Source organism: Spirillospora sp. NPDC048824, from assembly GCF_043198455.1.
In the GTDB taxonomy this organism is placed as follows: Bacteria; Actinomycetota; Actinomycetes; order Streptosporangiales; family Streptosporangiaceae; genus Spirillospora.
On sequence record NZ_JBICUS010000005.1, the window covers coordinates 315,300 to 338,200 of the forward strand.

A 22,901-nucleotide genomic window follows, 5' to 3' on the forward strand; every position below is an offset into this window, starting at 1 on the left:
CGCGTCTCAGGACACTAGTGTCCGACGGCGTCGTGCTCGCTGTGTGCCGGTGCCTCCATCGCCTGCAGCAGGTGATGGCTGTAGACCTGGAAGCCCAACATCGCCTCCACGAAAGCTCGGCCATCGGCGACGGACCGATCCTTGGTGGCGGCCAGCCGCAATACTTCCGCCAGCCTGCGTTCCACCTGCGTGTTCAGCACCTCGGTGAGGTACTCCGTCACGGGCTCTGGTGAGCCGGCCTCGATGGCGCGTTCGGCCAGTGGAATCGCCGGCCCCACGGGCAGCCCGGCGGGTTTGAGCCCGGTGTACGGGGCCCCCTCACCCATGCGGTGAAGCCGGACGACGGTCTCGAAGAACAGGCGGTCCGCCACTTCACGCGCCGACCCGTTCGAGGCGCGGGCCTCGCGCACGCTGTCGAACACCGACCGGATCTCATCCTCGTCGTGATGGGGTACGTACGGTAGGACCATCTGCACGTCGTCGGCCTCCAAGGCGAGACGGGCGATGGTGACGACAGGCCCATCCAGTGAATCGCAATGCGGGGGCATGACTCCTCCTCTCCCTGAGCGATGCGGCGCTCGGCCCTCGACCGGGGTCGGGCGGTCCTTACCCTTGGAGCACCACTTGGACACCTCGCCCGCAGGTCGGTCCGGTGATCCGCCCGACACGCAGCGGCGGCTGATGCGGCTGCTGTGGCTGTCGGTCGCCGCCGCCGTGGCCACCATTTCCCTCAAGACCGGCGCGTGGCTGCTGACCGGGTCGGTCGGACTGCTGTCGGACGCCCTGGAATCGGTGGTGAACCTGGTCGCCGCCCTTGTGGCGCTCGCTGCGCTGCGCTGGGCCGCCAAGCCCGCCGACGAAGAGCACGCCTACGGGCACACCAAGGCCGAGTACTTCTCCGCCGGCGCCGAAGGCATGATGATCTTCGTCGCGGCGATCGCCATCGGCGTCACCGCCGTCGACCGGCTGCTCACCCCTCAGCCGATCCAGGACGTCGGCCTCGGGCTGGCGGTGTCGACCGGCGCCTCAGTGATCAATCTGTCCGTGGGGCTGTTGCTGGTCCGGGCAGGCCGCCGCTACCGGTCGATCACCCTGGAGGCCGACGGCAAGCACCTGATGACCGACGTGTGGACCTCCGTCGGCGTCATCGTCGGCGTCGCCGCCGTCGCCGCCACCGGGTGGCAACGACTGGACCCCATCATCGCCATCGTCGTCGCCGCCAACATCATCTACACCGGCACCGGCCTGATCCGCCGCTCCGCCGGCGGTCTCATGGACCGCGCCCTCCCGGCCGCCGACCGAAAGCTGATCGGCGCCGCGCTGGCGACCTTCGAACGGGACGGGATCGTCTTCCACGCGCTGCGCACCCGTCAGTCCGGACGCCGCGCGTTCATCTCCTTCCACATCCTGGTCCCCGGCGACTGGACCGTCCAGCACGGCCATGACCTCGCCGAGGACGTCGAGGACGCCATCCGCGGCTCGCTGCCGCAGGCCACCGTCTTCACCCACGTCGAACCGCTCGACGACCCTCGCTCCTACCAAGATCTCGGGCTGGACCGCCAGCCCGGCGCCACCGCCTGGGACCCCTCCACCGGGTCGCCCGGCACCACGGCCCGGACCACCGAGCGCGAAACCGGAGACGAGTCCACAACCGAAGCCGACCCCGACTGAGAGTCCGCAGATCGCGGTCGTCAGGTCAGGTCGTGCTCGCCGCGCTTCACACGGCCGGCGAACAGGCGCCAGTCGGCGGCACCGAACACCAGGTGGGGAGCCTCGGGCGCCTTGGAATCACGCACACCGACGCTTCTGGAAAGCTGGGCGACCTCCACGCAGTTCTGCTTTGCGGGGTCGCTTCCGCTGTAGCTGGCCCTGCGCCAGACGGGGGTCATCAGAACTTCTCCATCGCTTGCTGGATGAACTCGGCGGACGCATCTACAGGAAGCGCCAGATCACCGATGCGGTCGAACATCGAGCGATATGAGCGTACATCTGTGGCATCCACGACAAGTCTTCCACAGATGCTCGCTTCGACATATGCAGCATCGTTACCGTCCACGGTCATGATCTTGAACGAGCCGTCTCGACCCACATGCGCCCCAGCACGCTGAGGAACGACTCGTATGGAGATGTTCGGCTGCTTCGCCAGTTCAAGCAGCCTGAGAAGCTGGCCACGCATGACCTCGGCCCCACCGACGTGTTGCGTGAGGACGCCCTCGTCAATGATGGTCCACAGGTTCGGGGGCGGGTTCCGGAGCAGACAGTCCTGGCGCTGCATACGGACCGCAACGCGATCGTCGATGTTCAGCAGGCCCGCCCCGAGTGCGACCGCTCGTGCGTACTCCTCGGTCTGGAACAGCCCCGGCACCCAGCCGAGTTCCCATTCCCGCTGCTCAGAGGCGCGTCCCTCCATCTCGAAGTGCGCTTTGAACCACTCCGGGTCGTGGCCCGCCTTGGCGAAGAGCAGCAGAACTTGGAAGAGATCCTGAGTACCCCATTCCCGGTCGAGGACGCGCGCGTGCTTCTCCAGGAGCTTCACCTGGCCTGATTCAAGCCGCGAAACACTCGATCGATCAAGATCGAGTATTACCCCCAGCGCACTGCCGGACATCCTGCGCTCTTCGCGATGTCTGCGCAGCTGAACCGCGATGAGATCCCAGAGCGAGCCCTCTGGATTCAATGACTCTCTGGCGCTCACTCACAACTCCCCGTTGTTGTATCTGGTGTACGAACCTTCCGAAGGTAACGCGGAGCCGCAATCCTTGTCCCAAGAACGCGGAAGAAGAAGGGCCACCGATGAACGCTCAGGACGCGATCGATGATCGTGAACTCGCCAGGCTGCGTCAGGACTTCATGGGGCATCGGATCTGGCGGGCGGTTCGCTGGGACGGGCGGCTGGGCGACTGGGTGGCGAGCCTCCATGACCCGGCCGCCGGGATCTATCCCACGGTGATCTGCTCGGACGCCGCCGCGCTGCGTGACGCCCTGCGCGCCGAGGCCGAGCGGGCCGCCGCGCGAAAGGGACTCCGGTGATGGGGCAGCCGCGTTACGGCGCTGCCCGGCCACCGGTGGGGACCGCGACCCCCAGCGCGGTCCCGTGGGGGGAGGTGAGAGCGGCGCGTCCGGTGAGCGTCCCCCCGGGCGCACCGGCCGCGCCGCTCCACCGTCCGAACCGGCGGCCTGCCGCCGCCGTGCGGACGTCTACGGTCGCGACCATCGGAGAGCACTTCCCCGGCGTCCACTGCTGGTGGGGACTCCACACCTGCCGCTGGTGGGCGTATGTCCCGACGCCGTTGGGCGGTTGCCTGCTGGAGGCCGAGACCACGGACGCCCTCCTCGCTCAGATCGCTGCTAATGCGAGACGGCATCTCGCTTGACGGAATCAGAGGGTCTGGCTTAGGTTTGCGGGAGTTCCTCCACAGTCGGGAGCACGCCATGATCCGAGCAGCCTCGCAAGGGCTCGGGTCTGCCGTGCGCGCCTACTCCGAGCCGCTGCGCGTGCGTCCGCCGCGTACCGGCATGCGTCCCGGCACGGCGGCCGGTCTTCCGCAGACGCCCTTCTAACGCACGACGTCCGCAGCCCCATCCCGGGCCGCGGCGTCCGTCCGCGGCCTGCTCACCCATTCTGAAGTGCGAGGCATCATGTCCACGACCGTTAACCTGTCCCCGATTTCCGGCCCGTCCGCATGGCGCGGGGACGAGCTGGCCGGTTCCACCGAGTGGATCTACCACCTGTCCGGCGCCGAGCGGGACGAGCTTGAGGCGGCCGGCCGCCGTTTCGTCGCCGACGCCCCGGACCTGCGCACCGTCACCGCCGCCGACTACCCGCTGGACGCCTGCGTCGGCCTCATCGAGGAGTGCGCCCGGCAGATGGACTCCGGGCGCGGCTTCATCCTGATCCGCGGGCTCCGCACCGAGGACTACGGCGACACCGTCGCGGGCGCGATCTTCTACCTGATGGGCCTGCACCTCGGCTCGCCGATGCCGCAGAACCAGTACGGCGACGTCCTCGACCATGTCATCGCCACCTCCGACAAGACGCTGGAAGACCCGTCCGCGCTGCCGTCCCGCGTCCGCGACCGGCTGCCGTTCCACTCCGACAGCTCCGACGTCGTCGCGCTGATGTGCCTGCGCGGCGCTCGCGAGGGCGGGGCGTCCAGCCTGGTCAGCGGCACCACGATCTACAACGAGATCCTGCGCCGCCGCCCCGACCTCGCGCCGCTGCTGTTCGAGGAGTGGCACTGGGACTGGCGCAAGCAGGACCCCGACGCCCCGGCCAACACCTACCGGTCGCCGATCTGCAGCTATGTCGACGGCGTGTTCAGCACCTATGCGGGCGCCTCGATGATCTTCTCGGCGCAGGACTACCCCGAGGTGCCGCGGCTGACCGAAGCGCAGATCGAGGTCCTGAACCTGTTCGACGAGATCGCGCAGGAGCCCGGCCTTCCCCTGGACATGGACTTCCAGCCAGGCGACGTCCAGTGGCTCCTGAACTACGCGGCCCTGCACTCGCGCACCGAGTACGACGACCACCCCGAGCCGGAGCGCCGCCGCCACCTGCTGCGGCTGTGGCTGCGCCGGGAGGTCGGCCGCCCGATGGTGCCCGGCTTCGGCAAGAACGTCATCAACACGCCCGATGGCAAGGCCAAGGAGCCCCTGCCCGGCGGCCGTTTCCAGATCGCCGACGCGGTCGTCCCCAACGAGACCTGGGGTCTCTGACCGGCCATTCCCCGAAGCGCGTGGCCCCCCGTCCCAGGAGCGGTGCGGACGGGGGGATATCGAAGACGGTGGTGACCCCGGGGTGGTCCACGGTCGCGGCGATCTCGGCCTCCCGCCGGAACCGGGCCACCTCCGCCCCGTCGGCGGCACCGCTCAGCGGCAGGATCTTCACCGCCACCGGGCGGCGCAGGCGCTTGTCGACACCGCGCCACACCTCGCCCATCCCACCCCGGCCGAGCATCTCTTCCAGCCGGTAACGTCCAGCCAGCTCAAGGCCGCTGCGCATCAACTCTCCTCAGCGCGGGGGGCACCGAAGCTCGTTCAGTGTCCTCACCTCAGGAAGACGCCGTACTCGGCGATCTGCGGGGTGAGCATGGGAGGCAGGTCCGCCAGCGTCGCGGCCTCCTCCGCGGAGATGAAGCCGCCCGTGTCGCTCCGGACCTGGACGACTCGTGCCGCCAGTTCCGGGGTCATCCCCGGGATCTCCGCCAGCACCGAAGCCGGGGCGTGGTTGACGTCGATGAGCCCGCCGTCGTCGTAGGAACGCTCCAGGTCGGGACGTCCGATGCGCATCTCCACGGCCAGCGCCGGGGAGCGCCGGGCCACCTCGGCCGCCTGGGCCCGCAACTCCCGGCGGCGGTGGACGTCCAGTTCGGCCTGCTTCAGCAGGTCGGCTTCCGCCGGGCTGAAGACCCTGCGGCGGAGGAAGAACGCGTGGCCCGTGCCGATCGTCACCAAGGTCAGGAAGACGGCGAGGAATACCGTGTCCCCGGTCGTGCCGTCCTCGCTTCCGGCCGTGGCGAACCCGAGGATGACGAGCGCGAGGTAGACGGGCTGCATCAGCCACAGCAGGACCGACCGCACCCGCACCGCCGCGATGATCATCGTGATCGACGTGCCCATGCCGAGTGTGTAGATCGGGCTCAGCGCCCAGATATAGCTGACGACGGTGCGTCCGGGACTCAGTTTTCGCAATGCCCCACCTCCCCCTGTACAGACGTGGGCCGACCGCGCCCGGTTCACTCTCGCGTCAGGAGGCGACCGTACAGGCGGGCGTAAGCCTTCAGCGACGCAAGGTCGAGGACGTCGCACCTCGGGTCGTCCGGAGACGGACGTGAGGCGGGGCCGAGGCGCACCGTGTCGATCCCGCGGGCCCTGAGGACGACGCCGTCCGTTGAGCCCGTCCAGCCCGTGATGGGGGGCGGGTCGCCGCCGAACTCGGCACGCCAGGCGGCCCTGGCCTCGCGGACGATGGGTGCGTCGGCCGGGGTCGCGGCGGCGGGGTCGATCTCGTCGATGTCCACCTCGACCTTGCAGTCGGCGAGCGGGCCGGTGCCGCAGGCCGCTTCGACGCCGGTTCGGAGCGCGGCGGCGATGTCCTGCGGGGCGGCTCCCGGGACGGTCACCGCGTAGATCCCGGCCTCCAGGAGGGCCGGGAAGAGGTCGGGTTTGTCCGGGCGGCCCGCCGTGAGGGAGCCGATGCCCGCGGCCGGGCCCACCTGCGTGCCGGGGGCCGTGCCGGCGGCGACGTAGGTTGCGCGCCAGCGTTCGACGGCGTCGATCACCGGGCCGGCGTGGGCGATGACGCCGCCGTGCGGGACCGCCGACTCGCGGGCCAGGACGGCGCCGTGCCGCCCCCGCACGCGCAGGCGCAGGTAGAGGGCGCCGGGCTCCTCCCAGAGGATCGTGGGCGGGCCGCCTTTCGCGACGACGGCGGCGGGCGGGCGGGGCTCGGTGGCGAGGTAGTGGTCCAGGCCCGTCGAGCGGGGTGTTCCGCCGGGGCCGTGCAGGGTGCTGCGGTGTGTCCCCGAGCCGGCCAGGAGAAGGCGCGCCGGGACACCGCGGGATGCGGCGGACACGAAACCGGACAGGGCCGCGGCGGCCGGGGCCCTCGCCACGCCCAGGCCGAAGCCTTCGACGTGGGTGGACGTGACCTTCAGCGGGGGCGGCGGGTCGGCACGGCCGGTGATGGGCCGGTCCTCGGACGGGTCGCCGCCGAGTGAGGTGTCGAGGTGCGAGTAGAGCAGCACGCCGGCCGGGCCGCCCGCTTGGAGGTTGGCACCGCCGGCGCCGTACCTCTGGACCGTCCAGTCGATCCACGGCCACCGCGCCGTGCACCAGGAGGCGAGGCGCACGGCGGCGGCGGACTCGTGGCCGTACGGCGACGGGACGCCGTCCAGCACTTCCAGGACGCGGACGATCTCCTCGCCCGCGTCCCGCTGCGGCGTCAGAAGCGTCCCCAGTCGTCGGCGGCCGGGCGCCACACGTCGATGTTGCGCGGGTCCGGCGGCATCCGGCGGGCGACGTGGGTCTCGTGCTCCTCCGGCGTGAACACGCGATGCGCGTCGCACAGTTCGAAACGGGGGCCGTGCAGCGGCTCGTGCATGTAGAACGCGATGGACGTCGACGCCGAGTGGTTCACCAGGTCCGACGCGATCGGCTCGCCCTTGTAGAGCGCGCGGGCGCGGAACCGCATGACGTGGTCGAAGCTCTTCGTCGCGAAGCACAGGTGCGCGACGAAGTGCTCCTTGTTGTTCTGCAGGGCGAGGCTGTGGTGATAGCGGTCCTCGCAGCGCATGAACGTCGTGGAGCCGACGATCTCGTCGGAGGACTGGAAGCCCAGCACCCCGGTGTAGAACTCCAGCGACTCCTCGTACTTGTCCGTCGCGATGAACGGGTGGACGAGGTCGACCGGGCGCAGGTCCGTCACCGGCGGCTCGGCGTACTCCAGGAAGCCGGTGAACAACTCCACGGTCAGCCCGTTGGGGTCGCGGACCGCGAACCCGTCCGCGCAGAGGGTCCTCTGGCGGTCCTGCAGTTCGAGGATCTCGTGTCCGGCGTCGGCGACGCGCTTGCGGAGGTCGGCGAGAACCTCGGCGTTCTCCACGCTGTAGCCGATGGCGACGGTGTGGCCGGCCTCCCGGTCCGGGGCGCTGATCAGCTCGATCGAGTGGTGCTCGATGTCGGCGCGCAGGTAGGCGTGGTCGCCGGTGTGCTGCTCCAGCTGGAGACCCACGTGGTATTGGAGGAACTCGATCGTGCGGTCCATGTCGGGGACCTCGATGCGGGCGTACTCCATGCCGTACGGGCCGCGCGGCCGGCCGGGCCTGCCGGGGGTCTCGTAGGTGACGATGATGTGGTCGTCCATGACCGGGCGCCAGCGTTCGCGGACGAACCGCTCGTGCGATTCGCTCTCCAGGTACGCCGTCAGGTCGGCCTCGGTGTCGAACTTCACCGAGAACGCGTGCGTGTACCTGCTGCTGCGGGTGCTGATGTTGGGGCCGAGCGTGAAGTCGCGCATGGCCGGGTAGCGCCGCGGGAACGTGCGCAGCTCCGCGAGGACGGACTCGACGGCCTCCGCCGGCGCGTCCTCCCGGAACCGGAACGCGAGGTTGTGTTGGATCATCAGGTTTCCTCAGAGGATGAAGCTCAGCCGGCTTCCGGCGGGCAGATGTTCGTGACCGAGAATCGCGCGGCGCAACCGGAAGCGAAGGCCCTCCGCGCCCGTGACCAGCAGGTGGTCGTAGCGGCCCACGTACGCGTCGAACTCGCCGTCGCGGGCGCGGTGGACGATGAAGGACGCCGTCACCCGGAGCAGGCCCGGGTCGTCGTGCTCGCGCAGCCGCACGTTGGAGATCATCCGGTGGGTGAGGGACGGCGGGTTCTCCGCGTGCGCCTTGCGGGACTTGAGCCGCTTGACGCGGGCGCGCAGCAGGTCCCAGTCGTCGGTGACGAACGACCCGGACGCGTGGGGCGACTCGCCCCTCCAATCGGTGGCGGGCACCTCGAACCGGGCGCCGGGCTCGAACAGCGCCAGCCAGTCGTCGTACTTCCAGGCGTCCAGGATGTCGGCCTCGGCGTAGAGGAAGTCCTCCACGTCGGCGCGGGTGATCTCGCGTCCGCCGACGGGCACGGCGCTGGTACCGGGTGCGGTCATCGCACGTTCCTCCCCTCAAGGAAGCGCTCGGGGCGGGGGCCCGCGACGTCCAGGCCGCCGTCGACGCCGAGGGCGTCCACCCAGTGCCGCCAGAAGCCGCGCATGGCGCCCTCGTCGATGGAGCGGCCCTGGACGCCCTTGACCTCGTCGACCATGCCGCGGGACATGTCGCTGTAGTCCATGCCGGCGCGGGCGTCGGCGGCGGTGGCCTCGATGCCGCGCTGCACGGCCTCGTACGCCTCGATGTCGTCGGGGGTGGCGAGGCCGCCGGGGCCGACGAAGCTGACCATGGTCTTCATCCGCAGCGCGCGGGTGCCGGCGTCCTCGCCGCGCGGCGCGAGCTGCCAGGCGCGCACGTCGGTGCGGTCGGCGGCGACCGGTTCGAGCTGGCGGATCGACAGCCCTTCGAGGTCGAACAGCAGGAGGTTCGGGAACACGAACAGGATGTGGCTCTCGTCGGCGACGTAGCGGGCCCGTTCGGGGCCGAGCCTGCGGTCCATCTCGGCGCGGTGCTCGGCGGTGCGGACCTTCTCGTCCTCGCCGAAGCGCGGCTCCCACAGCATGCTGATCCGGCCGCCGTGCCCGGTGAGGACGAGGAGGCCGTGGCCGTTGCCGAGGTTGTAGGCGTACTGGTCGTCGTCGGTGACGGCGAAGCCCGTCTCGCGCAGGTAGCCGACGAACGTGTTGTGCGTGGGCGAGAAGTGGTAGCCGTCCATGGCGTTCTCGACGCCGAGCTTCCAGTTGCCGCGCACGCCGTACAGCTGGGTTCCCGGCAGGACCTCCATGCCGGCCTCGTGCTGCTCGGAGATCATCGTCATGTAGTCGGCGGCGTCGCCGAGGTAGTCGAGCAGCGGCGGCGCGTCCGGGTCGAACGCGACGAACACGAAGCCCTCGTGGATCTCCAGCCGGGGGACGGTGCGGAGCCGCATCGAGTCGAGGAAGCCCTCACCGGCGGCCTCGTAGGCCTCCTTGCCGGGGATGGCCGCGACGTCGCCGTTGTTACGGAACGTCCACGCGTGGTAGAAGCACTGGAACAGCTTGCTGGACCCCTCCCGCTCCCGGCACAGGATCGTGCCGCGGTGCGGGCAGGAGTTGAGGAACGCGCGGACGGTGCCGTCGGTGTCGCGGCAGAAGATCAGCGGCCTGCCGCCCAGCGTCCGCGTCTTGAAGTCGTTGGGCGTGGCGATCTCGGTCTCGTGGCCCAGGTACAGCCATGTACGCGCCCATATCCGGTCCCGCTCCGCCTGGAAGATCTCTTCCGAGCGGTACGCGACCCGATTCACGCGGAAAGTCAGGGCGTCCCAGTCCTCGACGACCAGCCGCCCCGGAAGACCCGTGCCATCCGGTCCGGGCATCGGGCTTCACCCCCTTCCACGCCGCCTCGTCAGCAGCATCGTTCAGTAATTCGAGATACCATCTCGCATCGTGTACAGAGTTCCCCAGTCCGGTTCATCGTGTCAAGGGGTGGACGGATGGTTCCCGACCGGGTTGACTAGCTACGTCTCAGTTAGCATGATTGCGTCTCGTAGTAAGAGATGGCGTTCGGTCAATGCATCGACACGTACCGTATTGGGCGCCTTACCCGTAGGTAGCGAATGGCACCCCGCGGCGGTCACGCTCATGATGAGATGGCGTGTCGTGCCGCCACGGCGCCCGCCGCGCAAGGCGGAACGCGGCCGGTGACCGAAGCAGAAGCGAGGAACGGATGGCGACGAGCACCGCACGAGAGACCACGGCCGAGACCACCTCATCGATCCAGACGGTGCAGCGTGCCGCCCTGATCCTGGACTCGTTCACGGTCAGCCGGCCGCACCTGAGCCTGAACGAGATCACCGCCCGGCTCGGCGCCAGCAAGGCGACCGCCCACCGGTACACGAAGGCTCTGCGGGCGGCGAACCTGCTGCGGTACGACGACCGCACCGCCCTGTACTCGCTGGGCCCGCAGGTCCTGACGCTCGCCGCCGCCGCCCGCGCGGCGCTGCCCATCGTGACCGCCGCGGAACCGTACATGGACCGGCTCGTCCAGACCGCCGGGCAGACCGTCGTGCTGAGCATCTGGGACGGCGAGTCTCCGACCGTCGTCCGGTCCGCCGACAACACCGACCACCTGATCCGGATCAGCGTCCGGGTCGGGTCGCGGCTCGACCTGGCCACCTCCGCGCAGGGCCGCGTGTTCTGCGCGCACCTCCCGCCCGAGCAGGTCCCGGCGCTGGCCAAGCTGCTGCGCCGCGCACCGGAGCTGCGCGAGGAACTCGACTGGATCCGCGAGCACGGCCTGTCGGTCAACTCCCCGTCCGAGAACGGCCTGCACACCATCGCGGCGCCGGTCTTCGAAGGGGAGGCCATCATCGCCACGATGGCGATCGTGGGCACCTCCGTCGACGTCCCGCGGCAGGCCGGCTCCCCGATGGCGCAGGCGCTCCTGGAGATCACGAGGGACCTGTCCCAGCGCCTCGGCAACAACGGCGCCGCCCACGCCGAGGCCGGCTGAACGCCGTTCACTTGGCTGGGGGCGGGTCAGGGTAGGTCGTCCAGGTAGGTCAGGGAGCTTCTGAAGTCCTCCCGGGGCGGGACGAAGATGTCGACGTTCACACATGGGTCTTCCAGCGGCTCTATGTAGTGCTCGGCTCCCCGTGGCACCAGCAGGAACGTCCCGGCCGTCATCTCGTGCGGGACGCCTTCGACGTAGTAGTTGCAGCGGCCCTCGGCGATGTAGACGAGCTGGTCGAAGTCCTCGTGGCTGTGCGGGTTGAGGTCCATGCCGACGTCGAGGGTGTGGTGCGCGACCATCACCTCGTCGGTGGAGTAGACGCGGCGCCGCACCCCCCTGCGCAGCTCCGCCTCCGGCATGTCGGCCCAGCCGATCACCCTGTTGTAGAGCTTGGCGTTGCGGCCTCCCCCGGCGCCGCTCTTCTTGGTGCCGTTCTTCTCGGTGCCGTTCTTCTCCGCGCCGTTCTTCTCGGTCATCCGTTGCCTCCTTCGCCGGCCGCCGCTTCCAGTCCGGCGGCCAGAATCTGCAGGTCCGAGCCCGTCACCAGGTAGCGCGCGGCGGCGAGCCCCTGGCCTTGCGCGGCGGCCCGGGACGGGGCCCAGCCGCCGAAGGCGATCCCGTGCCGTTCGGCGGCCCTCTCGATCTCGGTGACGGCCGCGCGGTGGTCGTCGCCGCCCGGGTCGGTGCCCAGGCTGACCGCCAGGTCGGTGCCGCCGACGAAGACCACGTCCAGGGCGCCGATCACCGCGTCCCAGGAGTCGCCGTCCCTCCACCACGGGGTCTCGACCTGCCCGACGAGCAGCGGCGGGTCGTCGCGTTCGGCCGCCAGGAACGCCTCCAGGCCACCGGACGAGCCCTCCGGCGAACGCAGCCCGAACCCGGCGGCCCGGTTGGCCAGGCTGACCGACCGGGCGCCTTCGGGCGCGAACCGCGTGGCCCGGACGAGCGCGCGGGCCTGCGCGGCCGCGCCGAGCATGGACAGCTGCATCCCGGCCGCGCCGTTCTCCAGCAGGCGGCAGATGAGCGGCGCGTCCACCTCGGGGATCCGGACGAGCGCCGGCACCCCGCAGCGTTCGGCGTGCCGGACGAGGCCGATCGCGTCGGCCTCCGTCAGCGTGGAGTGCTCCAGGTCGACGACGACGAAGTCGAAGCCCGTGAGGCCGCACAGCTCGACCACGTCCGGCACGGGCAGCTTGACGAACGTCCCGGTCACCCGGGTGCCCTCCGCCAGCGCCGCCCGCAGCCGGGCCCGTGGCGAGGTCACAGGCCGCGCCACGGCACGGTCTCGACCTCCGCCCCGCCGTGCAGGACGAGCGCGGGCTCCAGCCGGGGGGCGGTGATCGAGTTGCCCGCCGCGTCGGGGAGGACGACCGGTTCGGTCTCCTCGACCACGGTCACGTGGGCGGGGCCGCCGGGCTCCAGGCGCCCGTAGCCCTCCGCGTCCAGCCCCAGCAGCCGCGCCGGGCGCACGGTGGCGCGGGCGACCGCCTCGGTCAGCGGCATTCCCAGCGCGACGAGCTTGGAGATGCTGGTGAGCAGGTCGAACACCGGGCCTCGCCAGTTGCGGGCGCTGGTGTCGGAGCTGAGGACGTCGGGGTAGAAACCGCGCGCGATGGCGCGGCGCGCGACCTCGAAGCTGAGGTTGCTCTTGCCGTGCGCGGAGTCGAACAGGACGCCGCGTTCCCGGGCCGCCGCCACCGCCGGCAGCACCTCGTCGCCGTCCAGGATGCCGTGCTCCTTGCCGGTGTAGCAGTGCGCCACGAGGTCGCCGGGACGCAGGTGGTCCAGGACGACCGGCAGCGGCTCGGACGTCTCGCCGATGTGCACCATCAGCGGCAGGCCGGCCTGCTCGGCGACGTCGAGCGACTTCTTCAGCAGCATCTGCCAGTTGTCGCCGACCACGTCCTCCGACAGCCGGATCTTGAAGCCGCGGACCACGCCGGGGTTGGCGGCGGCGGTCTCCAGCGCGTCGTCCGGGACGAGCGTGTCGGGGTTCATCAGCTCGCCGAAGCGGAAGTCGATGAGGCCGAGCACCGATACGTTCAGGAAGTTCACGATCCGCATCGGGGTCGGCTCGACGACCAGCTTGCGGAACGCGGCGAACGTGGAGGCGCCGGCGGTCCCGGCGTCGGCGGCGGCGACGACCCCGCGGCGCAGGTGCGCGTCGTCTGCGGGGGCGCCGACCATGGACACGTGCTGGAAGATGTGGGTGTGGCCCTCGACCAGGCCGGGCAGCACCCACTTTCCGGTGCAGTCGACGACCTCGGCCGCGTCGGCGGCCAGCCCGGTGCCGACGGCGGTGATCGTGGTCCCGTTGATCGCGACGTCGAGGACGGCGTCGGTGCCGGAGGCGGGATCGACGACCGTTCCGCCTCTGAGCACCCGATCGTAGACGGGCTGGTTGTCCTGGGTCATCGAGGTACTCCCGGTTCTGTGAAGGTGCTGCGAGGGGGAAAGGGGGCCGGGGCCCGCGGGTGAGGCGGTGCGGGGCGCGGGTTCACGCGCGGACCCGGATGGTCAGTGGCAGGACGCCGTCGATCTCGACCCGGACGGTGTCGCCGGGCCGCAGGAAGTCTCCGCGGTCCTGGCCGGTCCCGGCGGGCGTGCCGGTCAGCACCACGTCGCCGGGGTGGAGCACGGCGTACCGGGAGATCCGGGCCAGCAGCTCCGGAATCGGGAAGATCATGTCGGCGCTGCTGGAGTCCTGGCGCGACTCGCCGCGGACCCAGGAGCGGACGCCGATCGCGTCCGGGCGGGTGATCTCGTCGCGGCCGAGCAGGGAGGCTCCGAGCGGGGTGAAGCCGGGGAAGCTCTTGGCCAGGACGGGCCACCCGGTGCGCTTCATGATGTCGCGGCAGGTCATGTCGTTGGCCGCGGTGACGGCCGCGACGGCGGACCAGGCGTCGTCCTCGGCGGCGTGGTCGAGGGTGCGGCCGATCACGACGGCGATCTCGGCCTCGTAGTCCATCTCGGCGGTCTGCCCGGCCGGCAGCCGGACCGCGGCGCCGGGGCCGCACACCGACGACGGCGCGGCCAGGTAGAGGACCGGCTCGTCGGGGACGGGACGTCCCGTCAGCTCGGCCTTGGAGTGGTAGTTCATGCCGATGCCCCACACGGCCCGGGGCCTGGCGATGGGGGCGGGCAGGCCGGTCCCGGCGTCCCCGTCCAGGGGGATCCGCCGGACGACCTTCGCCTCGGCCAGGGCGTCCAGCGAGCCGGTGGCCTCGATCACGGCGCCCGCGTCGGGGTACGGGGTGTCCAGGACGGCGACGCCACCGGCCTCGATCCGGCCGAGACCGCCCGAAGTCATCACAACATGCACGACATCATCTTTCGATGCGAGATGGATCCTGTCAAGAAATGAGAGACGGTATCTCATAATGCGATATAGCAGTGGTCGGGCAGCATGCGTCCACCGCCCGGCGCGGTGAGAGGCACGGCCGGGCGGCACGACGGAGAACGTGGAATCAGCCGCCCTGCGACGGGACGGCGCCGGCGACCTGCCGGGTCACCTCGGAACCGTCCCAGTAGTCGACCCTGCGGGCCACCAGGCCGTTCGCGTCCACCCACAGCCGGAACACGCCGCGGACCCGTACCGGCGCGTTCCCGGCCGAGACGAGCCGGAACGACATCGTGTAGGCCAGCACGGCCCGCACGTCCCGGACGACCAGGTCCTCCATCTCGTACTTCAGGTCGGCGAAGTCGGCCAGGAAGCCGTCCAGCCGTTCCCGGTACGCGGCGCGGCCGGTGACGCCGCGCCCCATCGGGGAGGTGTGCTCGCTGACGAAGCCCTCGGCGACGCATCCGGCGACCGCGTCGGCGTCATGGCGGTTGAGGGCGCCGAGGTACCGCAGCACCGCCGCACGGGTCCGTTCCTCGACCCGCGCGGCGGCGCCCGGTTCCGCCGGCCTCGGGACGCCGGTCAGGACCGCCCCCACTTGGCCCGGACGGTGTCGAACACCTTCTGGTTGTGGGAGATCTCGATGACGTTGCCGTCGGGGTCCTTGAGCGCGCAGATGTAGCCGACCGGGTCCGGCATGTCGCGCGGCTCCCAGTGCAGGCTGCCCAGCTCGCGGGCCCGCTCGGCCAACGCGTCCACGTCGGCGCGTTCGGGCACCTCGATGCCGATGTGGGCGAACGGGTGCAGCAGTCCGAGCTGCCCGCCCTTGTCCTTGTTGAAGGACACCAGCACCAGCACGAAAGGCGTCTCCACCTGGCCGTCATTGGACAGCCAGGCGCTCTCGCCGTCGGCGTCCTTGAACCGCTCCACCACCACCAGCGGGGTGAGCGAGGTGTAGAAGTCGATCGACTTGTCCAGGTCGCCGCTGGGCAGCGCGACGTGCGTCCAGCGCGCTGCGGTCAGTCCGGTCACGTTGTCCTCCTCGGAATCGTCCGGGCTCAAGGCACCCGGGCCTGATTGCACTTACGAATCACGCCGTACCCCGCTCGAACGGTTTGCCCAGGGCCCGCGGCTCGCGGTCCTTCGCGGCGAACAGCAGCATCGCCAGCAGGGCCAGCAGGTACGGGGCGACGATCAGCAGCTGCGAGTTCAGCTGGAAACCCAGCGCGGGCAGCGCCAGGCGCATCGCGTCGGCCAGCCCGAACAGCGCGCAGCCGAGCAGGGTGCGGCCCAGCCGCCACGCCCCGAAGATCACCGCGGCGATCACGATGAACCCGCGGCCCGCGGTCATGTTCTGGCTGAACGAGCCGACCTCGCCCACCGCGAGGTAGGCGCCGCCGAGCCCGGCCAGCAGCCCGCACCACAGCAGCGCCTGCCGGCGGCGCCCGTTGACGTCGATGCCGGTCACGTCCGCGGCCTGCGGATCCTCGCCGACCGCCCGGAGCTCCAGACCCCACCGGCTGCGCTCGACCAGCCACCACGTCAGCGGGACCACGGCGAACAGCAGGTAGACGGGCCAGCGCTCGACGAACAGCACCTGCCCGACGATCGGGATGTCGCGCAGCACCGGCACGCTGACCTGCCACACCTGGTGGCCGGTGAACGTCCCGGTGACGATCAGGTAGCTGGTCAGCCCCAGCACCAGCGTGTTCAGGACGAGCCCGACCACGAACGTGTTGACGGCCGCCCGGTGCGACAGGTTGCCGTGCACGAACCCGATGAGCAGGCCGACCAGCATCCCCGCCGCCAGCCCCGTCGTGGCGCTGCCGGTCACGGACGCGCCGGCGATCGCGCCGAACGCCCCGCCCAGCATCATCGCCTCGACGGAGATGTTGACCGTCCCGGCCCGTTCCGCGAGGTACTCCCCGCAGGCGGCGAACGCGAGCGGCACCGTCAGCCGGGCCCCGCTGGCGAGAATCGTGGAGATGTTGTCCGCGGCGCTCATGACGCGACCGCCTCCTTGGCCTTGGGCGCCGCCGTGCCCGCGTCGGCGCCGCCGCCCCGGCGGCTCTCCCGCCGGCGGCGCAGCGCCTCGGTCAGGACCGGCGGGACGACGAACGCGAGCACCAGCAGCGACTTGACCACGTCCACCAGGAAATGCGGGACGCCGGTCGACGCGAGGAACCCGCCCCCCGAACGCAGCACACCGAACAGCAGCGCGACCGGGATCGCCACCAGCGGCCGGTTGCGGGCGACCAGCGCCACCAGCAGACCGTCCCAGCCGATGTTGTTGGAGATGCCGCCCTGCAGCCGGTTGGTGCCGACGGGGCTGGCCAGCAGCACCGCCCCGGCCACGCCCGCGAACGCTCCGGACACGGCCAGCGCCGTCCCGCTCAGCGCCGCGACCCGCACCCCGGCGTGCCGGGCGGCCCGCGGGTTCAGGCCGAGCATCGTCAGCCGGAAACCCCACCGGCTGCGTGCGATCAGCACCGCGATCACCACGGCCAGGACCAGCGCGATCAGCAGGCCGCCGTTGACCTGCAGCCCCGGGTACTCGCCGATCGAACTCAGCAGCCCGTTCTCCGGCAGCCGGTTGGACTGCGGGGAGACCGTCGCGTTCCCGCGCCGGGTCTCCTGGAGCAGCCACGGCGTGTTCACCGCGTACGAGACGAGCTGCTGCGCCAGGAACGTCATCAGCAGCGTGCTCACCACGATGTTGACGCCGCGGAACCGGTGCATCAGCGAGCTGATCCCGGCCCACGCCCCGCCCGCCAGCGCCGCCGCGACCAACGCGATCACCAGCAGCGCAGGGCCCGGCACGGCCAGCCGCAGACCGACCCCCGCCCCGGCCAGCGCGCCGATGAGCACCTGGCCCTCCTGGCCGAGGTTGAACACGCCCGCGCGGACGCACACGCACGTCCCGACCGCCACCAGCAGCAGCGGCGCCGTGTACAGCAGCGTCGAGCTCACGGCCGACGGACTCGACAGGCTCCCGTCGTACAGCGCCGTCACGGCCCCCGCCGGGGACCCGCCGGTCGCCGCCACCAGCGCCGACGACACCGCCAGCGCCAGCGCGACCGCGACCGCGGTCGCCAGGGCCACCTGCGCCCCGCCGGCCCCGGGATTCAACGCGACGGCCAGCCGCCGCCCGGAACGATCGGCGTCCGTCATGCCGCCACACCCCCGACGAGCATGCCGAGGCGTTCGGCCGTGGCCTCGGCGGTGGGCAGCAGGCCGGTGACGCGGCCCCGGGAGATGACGGCGATCCGGGACGCCAGCGCCATGACCTCCTCCAGCTCGGTGGTGATCAGCAGCACCGCCACCCCGCCGGACGCGGCCTTGCGCAGGCGCAGGTACATGTCCTCGATGGCGCCGACGTCCAGGCCGTGGGTGGGCTGGGCCGCGACCAGGACCGCCGGGTTCGCCGACATCTCCCGGGCGAGGACCACCCGCTGCTGGTTGCCGCCCGACAGGCTGCGGACGGGCGCGTCCAGCGACGAGGTGATGATGTTGAACTCCGCCGCCAGCCGCCGGGCGACCTCGTGGGTCCTGCGCCGGTCGATCAGCATCCGGCCGCTGACGGAGTCGAGCGACTTCATCACCAGGTTGTCGGCGACGCTCATGTCGAGGACGACGCCGGAGGCGTGCCGGTCCTCCGGGACGATGCCGAGGCCCGCCTTGTGCAGCGCGCCCGGCTTGGCCGGGTCGATCCGCACCCCGTTGACCTCGACCGTCCCGGCGGAGGGCTCGGCCAGGCCGGACAGCAGGTCGCCCAGCGTCGCCTGGCCGTTGCCCTCCACCCCGTACAGGCCGACGATCTCGCCGGGCGCCACGTCCAGGCCGAAGTCGTCGAGCAGCGTGACGCCCTCGGACCGGACGGTGATGCCCGACAGCCGCAGCGCCGGCCCGGTGTCCGGCTCCGGGACGTCCCGCTCCCGCTGCGGCCTGCCGCGGCGCTCGACCGGGAGCATGCCCAGCGCGGCCGCTTCGGCGCGCAGCGACACGTCCCGGCCGACCATCTGCCGCGCCAGCTCCTGCGCGCCGGTCTCCGCGGTCGCGCTGTGGAACGCGACGCGGCCCCGGCGCAGCACGGTCACCCGGTCGGTGGCCGTGGTGATCTCGGTCAGCTTGTGGCTGATCAGGACCACCGCGCGGTCCTCGCCGGCGACGACCTCGCGCAGCACGCCGAACAGCTCCGCCGACTCGGCCTGGGTGAGCACCGAGGTGGGCTCGTCCAGGACGAGGACGGACGGGTCGCGGCGCAGGCACTTGATCAGCTCGACCCGCTGCCGCTCCCCGGCCGACAGCCGCGACACCGGCGCGAGGGGGTCGATCGGCAGCCCGTAGCGGCCGCCGACCTCCTCGACCTGCTCGCATGCCCGCACCCGGTCGACCCTGCCGGTGTCGCCGAGGCTGACGTTCTCCCAGACGGTGAGCGGCTCGATGAGGCTGAAGTGCTGGTGCACCATGCCGATGCCGAGCGCGATCGCCTCCTGCGGCCCCGCCACCTCGACCGGGCGGCCGTCGTGGTGGATCGTTCCCGTGTCGCGCCGGACGAGCCCGAGCAGGATCTTCATCAGCGTGGACTTGCCCGCGCCGTTCTCACCCAGCAGGCCGTGGATCTCCCCGCGGTGGACGGTCAGGTCCACGGCGTCGCAGGCCACGACCTGACCATAGGTCTTGCTGATCCCGCGCAGCGCCAGCGCGGGCGCCCGAGCACCGTCACGATCGGTCATGTCACTTACCGAGCCTCTCCACTTCCGCGGAGGCGTTGATCTTCCCGCTCGCGATGTCCTTCATGAAGGCATCGATCTTCTTCTGAGCCTCGGGGCCGGCCTTGCACAGCTTGACCGTGGGGTACGGGTCCTTGCCGATCGTCCACACCTTCTGCACGCCCATCTCGAGCTTGCCGGCGGCGAACAGCTTCAGCGCCTCGGTGAAGTAGTCGCCGGGGCTGAACAGCACCGAGATGTCGAACTTCGGGTCGGTGGAGGCGCACCGGTCGGTGCCCGGGGTCAGCGTGATGAGGTTCTTGGTGTTGGCCAGCTTCGTGGCGGCGTCGGTGGAGCCGCCGAGGTACGGGTAGACGGCCCCGACACCCTGGTCCATCTGGGCCTGCACGGCCTCCTTGGCCTTGGCGGCGTCGTCCTGGTCACCGGCGTAGGTCGTGGTGACGGTCGCGTCCGGGATCACCGAGCGGATGCCCGCCTTGAACGCCTTGGAGGCGTTGATGTTGAAGTCGAGCTCCATGCCGGCCACGAACGCGGCCTTCTTGGTGCCGCGCTCCTGCATCAGGACGCCGGTCGCGTACCCGGCCGACAGGATGCTCTGGGCGGGGTCGTCGGTGGACAGCATGATCCTGGGGGTCTGCTGGACGTTGCCGGAGCTCGGGACGTACCAGGCGGTCTTCGCGCACACCGCCTCCTCCGAGGCGGGGATGGCGTCCTTGAGCTCGGAGGCGCCGAGCGCGACCATGTCGACCTTCTGCTGGCACAGCGCGCGGGCCGCGCTCAGCGCCTCGCTCTCGGGGACGCTGCCGCGCTTGATGAGCTCCCAGCCCTTCTCCTTGGCGAACCCCTCGGCGCTGGTCACGAAGCTCTCGTAGTAGCCGTTGTCGTTGATGTCGCCGGGGCTGAGCACGCCGATGACGACCTTGCCGTCGCCGTTGACGTCGGGCTCGCCGGGCAGCACGCCGCTGCCCGACCCGCCGGCGGCGGTGCTCTGGTTCGCGGTGGCGTCGCTGTCGGCGCAGCCGGCGAGGGCGAGCATGGTCGCGCACGCGACGGCCGCGCCCGCGATCCGTACCGTTTTACGGTTCTTCACCTCAGGGGTCCTTTCGATCGGACGGTGAGACGTGCAAAGAGCGGGAGCTCGTTGTGGCGGTGGCCGCGGGGACCACCGGCCAGCGGCTGGGGACGTCGAGCCCCGCCGCGCGCAGCAGCGCGGCGGACCGCTCTGCCGCCTCCCGGCGCAGGTCCCCGACGTCGACGGTCGTGAGCCGGCGGTCGCGGACGACCGCCTTCCCGGCGACCAGGACGTCGCGGACGGTGTGGCCGGGTGCACCCCACACCAGGTGCGTGGCCAGGTCGCCGACCGGCGTCCAGGCCAGATCTCGCGTGTCGAGCACGACGAGGTCGGCGGCCTTGCCGACCTCGATCGACCCGACCAGGTCGCCGAGGCCGGCCGCCTCGGCGCCGGCACAGGTGGCCAGCGCGAACGCCTCGTCCGCGCGCAGCGGCCACCCGCCCCGGTCGTTCTCCAGGCCGGCCAGGAGCCCGGCCGTGCGCAGCACGTCGGGCGCGTCGCCGGCGTTGTGGGCGTCGCAGCCGAGCGCGACGCGCCCGCCGCGCCGGATCAGCTCGCCGTGCCGCCCGGCCCGCGTGTAGCCCTGGCCGAGGCGCAGGTACGCACCCGGGCACGACGCCACCGCCGTGCGGGTCGCGAGGACCGCCTCGACCTCCTCGTCGTCGAGCCACACGGCGTGGCCGAGGAGGACGCGGGGGCCGAGCACGCCCAGCTCGCGCAGGTGGACGAGGGGGCGGGCGCCGGTGCGGCTCAGGTACGACTCGGCGTCGCCGGGGCCGGGCGACATGTGGAAGGTCATGGTGGTGCCGAGGCGCTCGGCGAGGGCGGCCGCGCCGGTGAACAGCTCGTCGCTGACCAGGTCGTGGCCGACCAGCGTGATCCAGCCGGTGACGAGGCCGCCGGCGGGCAGGCTCCGCACGATCTCCTCCTGCCGGGCCAGCGCCTCGGCGGCGGGCAGGGAGTGCGGCACTCCGGGGGCGTCCCAGCCCCAGCCGCCGACCCGTCCCCGGATCCCGGCCGCGGCCAGCCCGGCGGCGACCCGTTCCGGGTGCGCCACGGTGCCCGCCTCCAGGACGGTGGTGACGCCGCGCGTCAGGGACTCGGCGGCGGTGAGGGCCGCCGACACCTCGTCATCGTCGCCGGAGACCAGCCCGTGCAGCGGCACCGCCCACCCGAAGATCGCCTCCTGGGAGCCGATGTCGTCGGGGATCACGCTGCGGATCAGCGGGTCCACGGTGCAGTGCTGGTGGGCGTTGACCATGCCGGGCACGATGACGCAGCCGCTCGCGTCCAGCTCGGCGGCGCCGGGGTGGTCAGCGCGGAGCGTCCGGTGCGGGCCGATCGCGGCGACGCGGCCGTCCGCGACCGCGACGGTGGCGCCGGTGACGACCTCGCGTCCGGGCGCCATCGTCACCACGGTCGCGCCGGTGATCAGGAGGGGGTCATGGGTCATGGCCGGACCAGGACCTTGCCGATGGCCGCGCGCGACTCGGCGGCGGCGAACGCGGCGGGCAGCTCGTCCAGCCCGTACTCGGCCATCCGGACGGCCCGCAAGCCGCCGCCGTAGTAGGCGCTCAGCATCGCGGAGAACTCGGCCTCGGTGTAGGCACCCGAGCCCAGCAGGCGCAGGCCGCGGTGGTAGACGCCGGCGAGGGAGATCGTGACCTCGTCGCCGGTGGTGTTGCCGAAGGTCACCAGCCGCCCGCCCGCGCGCAGGCTGTCCAGGGAGGTCTTCAAGGTCGCCGCGCCGACATGGTCGAGCGCGAGGTCGGCGCCCTCGCCGCCGGTGAAGCGGCGTACGGCCGGGACGACGTCGGCGTCGTTGTGCAGCAGCAGGTCCGCGCCCAGGTCCGCGGCGAGCGCGAGCTTGGCGTCGCTGCCCGCGACCGCGACGACCCGGGCCCCGGCGCGCTTGGCGAGCTGGACGGCGGCGATGCTGACCCCGCTGGCGGCGGCCTGCACCAGGACGGTCTCACCGGCGGCCACCGCGCCGACCGTGAGGGTGGCGTGCCAGGCGGTGCTCCAGGTGGACGGCAGCGCGGCGGCCTCGGCCAGTCCGACGTGGCCGGGGACGCGGTGGGCGAGCCGCGCGGGCACGGCGACGTACTCGGCGAAGCCGCCGGCGGTGTTCCCGCCGATGACGCGGACGTCGGCGCAGTGGCCGGGGTCCCCGGCTGCGCAGCGCCCGCATGTTCCGCAGCCGAGCGTCGGGTCGATCACGACGCGGTCGCCGGGGGCGATCCCGCGCACCTCGTCGCCGGCCGCCTCGACGTGCCCGGCCACGTCCATGCCGGCGATGTGCGGGAGGCGGAAGCCGGGCAGCACGGCGGGGCCGCGGCGCTGGAGGACGTCGAGCCGGTTCAGCGCGCAGGCCCGTACCCGGACCAGCACGTCACGAGGACCGGGAACCGGGTCGGCGATGTGCCGCAGCGACACCACCTCCGGGCCACCGAACCCCGTCTGGACCAGCGCTTTCACCCGTGACCTCCGGTCAGGACACCCCTGGATTCATCTCGCATTGTGAACCGACGGTTCGCAATGTGAGGTAACTCTGAACCCCGCCTCCGGGATGTGTCAACACCTGGGCGGAAACTCGGCGACACCCCTCGCGC

The 22,901-nt window shown here is 71.5% G+C and carries 25 protein-coding genes; 4 read left to right on the top strand and 21 right to left on the bottom strand.

All coding sequences use genetic code 11. From position 1 onward, the window contains the following. Positions 1 to 14: 14 nt before the first annotated feature. Positions 15 to 725 carry a DUF6448 family protein gene (locus tag ACGFIS_RS12655; RefSeq protein ID WP_392909524.1) on the bottom strand — a complete coding sequence of 237 codons (711 nt, stop codon included), beginning with the start codon at positions 723 to 725 and terminating at the stop codon, positions 15 to 17. On the opposite strand from ACGFIS_RS12655, the gene ACGFIS_RS12660 reads away from it, so the two are divergent. Next, positions 625 to 1,671 (top strand): cation diffusion facilitator family transporter, encoded by a 1,047-nt coding sequence (locus ACGFIS_RS12660; RefSeq protein WP_392970637.1) that lies wholly within the window; start codon positions 625 to 627, stop codon positions 1,669 to 1,671. The genes ACGFIS_RS12655 and ACGFIS_RS12660 overlap by 101 nt on opposite strands. Before the next feature lie 20 nt (positions 1,672 to 1,691). Here ACGFIS_RS12660 and ACGFIS_RS12665 read toward each other — a convergent pair whose 3' ends face one another. Beyond that, positions 1,692 to 1,889 (bottom strand): DUF397 domain-containing protein, encoded by a 198-nt coding sequence (locus ACGFIS_RS12665; protein ID WP_392909528.1) that lies wholly within the window; start codon positions 1,887 to 1,889, stop codon positions 1,692 to 1,694. After that, complete coding sequence (locus tag ACGFIS_RS12670; protein WP_392909530.1) at positions 1,889 to 2,695, bottom strand: helix-turn-helix domain-containing protein; 807 nt, start codon at positions 2,693 to 2,695, stop codon at positions 1,889 to 1,891. The genes ACGFIS_RS12665 and ACGFIS_RS12670 overlap by 1 nt, the downstream gene beginning before the upstream one ends. Positions 2,696 to 2,793: 98 nt before the next feature. On the opposite strand from ACGFIS_RS12670, the gene ACGFIS_RS12675 reads away from it, so the two are divergent. Continuing rightward, positions 2,794 to 3,030 (top strand): hypothetical protein, encoded by a 237-nt coding sequence (locus ACGFIS_RS12675; protein ID WP_392970640.1) that lies wholly within the window; start codon positions 2,794 to 2,796, stop codon positions 3,028 to 3,030. A gap of 609 nt (positions 3,031 to 3,639) precedes the next feature. Further along, positions 3,640 to 4,716 (top strand): TauD/TfdA family dioxygenase, encoded by a 1,077-nt coding sequence (locus ACGFIS_RS12680; protein ID WP_392970643.1) that lies wholly within the window; start codon positions 3,640 to 3,642, stop codon positions 4,714 to 4,716. On the opposite strand, the gene ACGFIS_RS12685 is transcribed toward ACGFIS_RS12680, so the two are convergent. The 6 genes from ACGFIS_RS12685 to ACGFIS_RS12710 are packed head-to-tail and all read right to left on the bottom strand — an operon-like array spanning position 4,622 to position 10,008. Continuing rightward, on the bottom strand, positions 4,622 to 5,002 hold the full coding sequence (locus ACGFIS_RS12685; RefSeq protein ID WP_392970646.1) for a hypothetical protein: 381 nt from the start codon (positions 5,000 to 5,002) through the stop codon (positions 4,622 to 4,624). The two genes, ACGFIS_RS12680 and ACGFIS_RS12685, sit on opposite strands and share 95 nt — an antisense overlap. 44 nt (positions 5,003 to 5,046) lie before the next feature. Then, complete coding sequence (locus ACGFIS_RS12690; protein ID WP_392970649.1) at positions 5,047 to 5,691, bottom strand: ComEA family DNA-binding protein; 645 nt, start codon at positions 5,689 to 5,691, stop codon at positions 5,047 to 5,049. 44 nt (positions 5,692 to 5,735) lie between these two features. Continuing rightward, on the bottom strand, positions 5,736 to 6,980 hold the full coding sequence (locus tag ACGFIS_RS12695) for a hypothetical protein (protein WP_392970652.1): 1,245 nt from the start codon (positions 6,978 to 6,980) through the stop codon (positions 5,736 to 5,738). Next, positions 6,944 to 8,122, bottom strand: coding sequence for a Dabb family protein (locus tag ACGFIS_RS12700; RefSeq protein WP_392909540.1), 1,179 nt, complete (start codon positions 8,120 to 8,122; stop codon positions 6,944 to 6,946). The genes ACGFIS_RS12695 and ACGFIS_RS12700 overlap by 37 nt, the downstream gene beginning before the upstream one ends. A gap of 9 nt (positions 8,123 to 8,131) precedes the next feature. Then, a complete protein-coding gene (locus ACGFIS_RS12705; protein WP_392909542.1) occupies positions 8,132 to 8,653 on the bottom strand; it encodes an aromatic-ring-hydroxylating dioxygenase subunit beta in 522 nt (173 codons plus the stop codon). Then, positions 8,650 to 10,008, bottom strand: a complete 1,359-nt coding sequence (locus tag ACGFIS_RS12710; protein WP_392909545.1) for a Rieske 2Fe-2S domain-containing protein — start codon at positions 10,006 to 10,008, stop codon at positions 8,650 to 8,652. The genes ACGFIS_RS12705 and ACGFIS_RS12710 overlap by 4 nt, the downstream gene beginning before the upstream one ends. A gap of 350 nt (positions 10,009 to 10,358) precedes the next feature. Between ACGFIS_RS12710 and ACGFIS_RS12715 the strand changes: the two genes are divergently transcribed. Beyond that, a complete protein-coding gene (locus tag ACGFIS_RS12715) occupies positions 10,359 to 11,144 on the top strand; it encodes an IclR family transcriptional regulator (RefSeq protein WP_392909548.1) in 786 nt (261 codons plus the stop codon). 26 nt (positions 11,145 to 11,170) lie between these two features. Here ACGFIS_RS12715 and ACGFIS_RS12720 read toward each other — a convergent pair whose 3' ends face one another. From ACGFIS_RS12720 to ACGFIS_RS12775, 12 genes are all read right to left on the bottom strand, one after another. Next, positions 11,171 to 11,620 carry a cupin domain-containing protein gene (locus tag ACGFIS_RS12720; RefSeq protein ID WP_392909550.1) on the bottom strand — a complete coding sequence of 150 codons (450 nt, stop codon included), beginning with the start codon at positions 11,618 to 11,620 and terminating at the stop codon, positions 11,171 to 11,173. After that, positions 11,617 to 12,408, bottom strand: coding sequence for an HpcH/HpaI aldolase/citrate lyase family protein (locus ACGFIS_RS12725; RefSeq protein ID WP_392970655.1), 792 nt, complete (start codon positions 12,406 to 12,408; stop codon positions 11,617 to 11,619). The genes ACGFIS_RS12720 and ACGFIS_RS12725 overlap by 4 nt, the downstream gene beginning before the upstream one ends. Continuing rightward, entirely contained in the window at positions 12,405 to 13,559 is a 1,155-nt protein-coding gene (locus tag ACGFIS_RS12730; RefSeq protein WP_392909555.1) for an amidohydrolase family protein, read from the bottom strand. The genes ACGFIS_RS12725 and ACGFIS_RS12730 overlap by 4 nt, the downstream gene beginning before the upstream one ends. A gap of 82 nt (positions 13,560 to 13,641) precedes the next feature. Then, positions 13,642 to 14,454, bottom strand: a complete 813-nt coding sequence (locus ACGFIS_RS12735; RefSeq protein ID WP_392970658.1) for a fumarylacetoacetate hydrolase family protein — start codon at positions 14,452 to 14,454, stop codon at positions 13,642 to 13,644. Between the two features lie 157 nt (positions 14,455 to 14,611). Next, positions 14,612 to 15,082, bottom strand: a complete 471-nt coding sequence (locus ACGFIS_RS12740; protein WP_392909561.1) for a nuclear transport factor 2 family protein — start codon at positions 15,080 to 15,082, stop codon at positions 14,612 to 14,614. Further along, positions 15,067 to 15,516 (bottom strand): VOC family protein, encoded by a 450-nt coding sequence (locus tag ACGFIS_RS12745; protein WP_392909564.1) that lies wholly within the window; start codon positions 15,514 to 15,516, stop codon positions 15,067 to 15,069. The genes ACGFIS_RS12740 and ACGFIS_RS12745 overlap by 16 nt, the downstream gene beginning before the upstream one ends. Positions 15,517 to 15,574: 58 nt before the next feature. Further along, on the bottom strand, positions 15,575 to 16,489 hold the full coding sequence (locus ACGFIS_RS12750; protein WP_392909566.1) for an ABC transporter permease: 915 nt from the start codon (positions 16,487 to 16,489) through the stop codon (positions 15,575 to 15,577). Continuing rightward, the gene (locus tag ACGFIS_RS12755; RefSeq protein ID WP_392909569.1) at positions 16,486 to 17,655 is read right to left on the bottom strand and encodes an ABC transporter permease; all 1,170 of its coding nucleotides are present in this window, start codon (positions 17,653 to 17,655) and stop codon (positions 16,486 to 16,488) included. The genes ACGFIS_RS12750 and ACGFIS_RS12755 overlap by 4 nt, the downstream gene beginning before the upstream one ends. Then, a complete protein-coding gene (locus ACGFIS_RS12760) occupies positions 17,652 to 19,220 on the bottom strand; it encodes an ABC transporter ATP-binding protein (protein ID WP_392909573.1) in 1,569 nt (522 codons plus the stop codon). Before ACGFIS_RS12760 ends, ACGFIS_RS12755 begins: the two co-directional genes overlap by 4 nt. Before the next feature lies 1 nt (position 19,221). Continuing rightward, positions 19,222 to 20,307, bottom strand: a complete 1,086-nt coding sequence (locus tag ACGFIS_RS12765; protein WP_392970661.1) for a BMP family ABC transporter substrate-binding protein — start codon at positions 20,305 to 20,307, stop codon at positions 19,222 to 19,224. A gap of 1 nt (position 20,308) precedes the next feature. After that, positions 20,309 to 21,742 carry an amidohydrolase family protein gene (locus ACGFIS_RS12770; protein ID WP_392909579.1) on the bottom strand — a complete coding sequence of 478 codons (1,434 nt, stop codon included), beginning with the start codon at positions 21,740 to 21,742 and terminating at the stop codon, positions 20,309 to 20,311. Then, positions 21,739 to 22,767 (bottom strand): zinc-binding dehydrogenase, encoded by a 1,029-nt coding sequence (locus ACGFIS_RS12775; RefSeq protein ID WP_392970663.1) that lies wholly within the window; start codon positions 22,765 to 22,767, stop codon positions 21,739 to 21,741. Before ACGFIS_RS12775 ends, ACGFIS_RS12770 begins: the two co-directional genes overlap by 4 nt. Positions 22,768 to 22,901: the final 134 nt, after the last annotated feature.

Bases quoted from the DNA above. Each gene is read 5' to 3' on its own strand.
- ACGFIS_RS12710 (WP_392909545.1), bottom strand. From the start codon at position 10,008: ATGCCCGGACCGGATGGCACGGGTCTTCCGGGGCGGCTGGTCGTCGAG.
- ACGFIS_RS12680 (WP_392970643.1), top strand. From the start codon at position 3,640: ATGTCCACGACCGTTAACCTGTCCCCGATTTCCGGCCCGTCCGCATGG.
- ACGFIS_RS12720 (WP_392909550.1), bottom strand. From the start codon at position 11,620: ATGACCGAGAAGAACGGCGCGGAGAAGAACGGCACCGAGAAGAACGGC.
- ACGFIS_RS12770 (WP_392909579.1), bottom strand. From the start codon at position 21,742: ATGACCCATGACCCCCTCCTGATCACCGGCGCGACCGTGGTGACGATG.
- ACGFIS_RS12655 (WP_392909524.1), bottom strand. From the start codon at position 725: ATGGTGGCCACGGCGGCGGCGACCGACAGCCACAGCAGCCGCATCAGC.
- ACGFIS_RS12750 (WP_392909566.1), bottom strand. From the start codon at position 16,489: ATGAGCGCCGCGGACAACATCTCCACGATTCTCGCCAGCGGGGCCCGG.
- ACGFIS_RS12735 (WP_392970658.1), bottom strand. From the start codon at position 14,454: ATGACTTCGGGCGGTCTCGGCCGGATCGAGGCCGGTGGCGTCGCCGTC.
- ACGFIS_RS12760 (WP_392909573.1), bottom strand. From the start codon at position 19,220: ATGACCGATCGTGACGGTGCTCGGGCGCCCGCGCTGGCGCTGCGCGGG.
- ACGFIS_RS12755 (WP_392909569.1), bottom strand. From the start codon at position 17,655: ATGACGGACGCCGATCGTTCCGGGCGGCGGCTGGCCGTCGCGTTGAAT.
- ACGFIS_RS12705 (WP_392909542.1), bottom strand. From the start codon at position 8,653: ATGACCGCACCCGGTACCAGCGCCGTGCCCGTCGGCGGACGCGAGATC.
- ACGFIS_RS12675 (WP_392970640.1), top strand. From the start codon at position 2,794: ATGAACGCTCAGGACGCGATCGATGATCGTGAACTCGCCAGGCTGCGT.
- ACGFIS_RS12715 (WP_392909548.1), top strand. From the start codon at position 10,359: ATGGCGACGAGCACCGCACGAGAGACCACGGCCGAGACCACCTCATCG.
- ACGFIS_RS12685 (WP_392970646.1), bottom strand. From the start codon at position 5,002: ATGCGCAGCGGCCTTGAGCTGGCTGGACGTTACCGGCTGGAAGAGATG.
- ACGFIS_RS12700 (WP_392909540.1), bottom strand. From the start codon at position 8,122: ATGATCCAACACAACCTCGCGTTCCGGTTCCGGGAGGACGCGCCGGCG.
- ACGFIS_RS12730 (WP_392909555.1), bottom strand. From the start codon at position 13,559: ATGACCCAGGACAACCAGCCCGTCTACGATCGGGTGCTCAGAGGCGGA.
- ACGFIS_RS12665 (WP_392909528.1), bottom strand. From the start codon at position 1,889: ATGACCCCCGTCTGGCGCAGGGCCAGCTACAGCGGAAGCGACCCCGCA.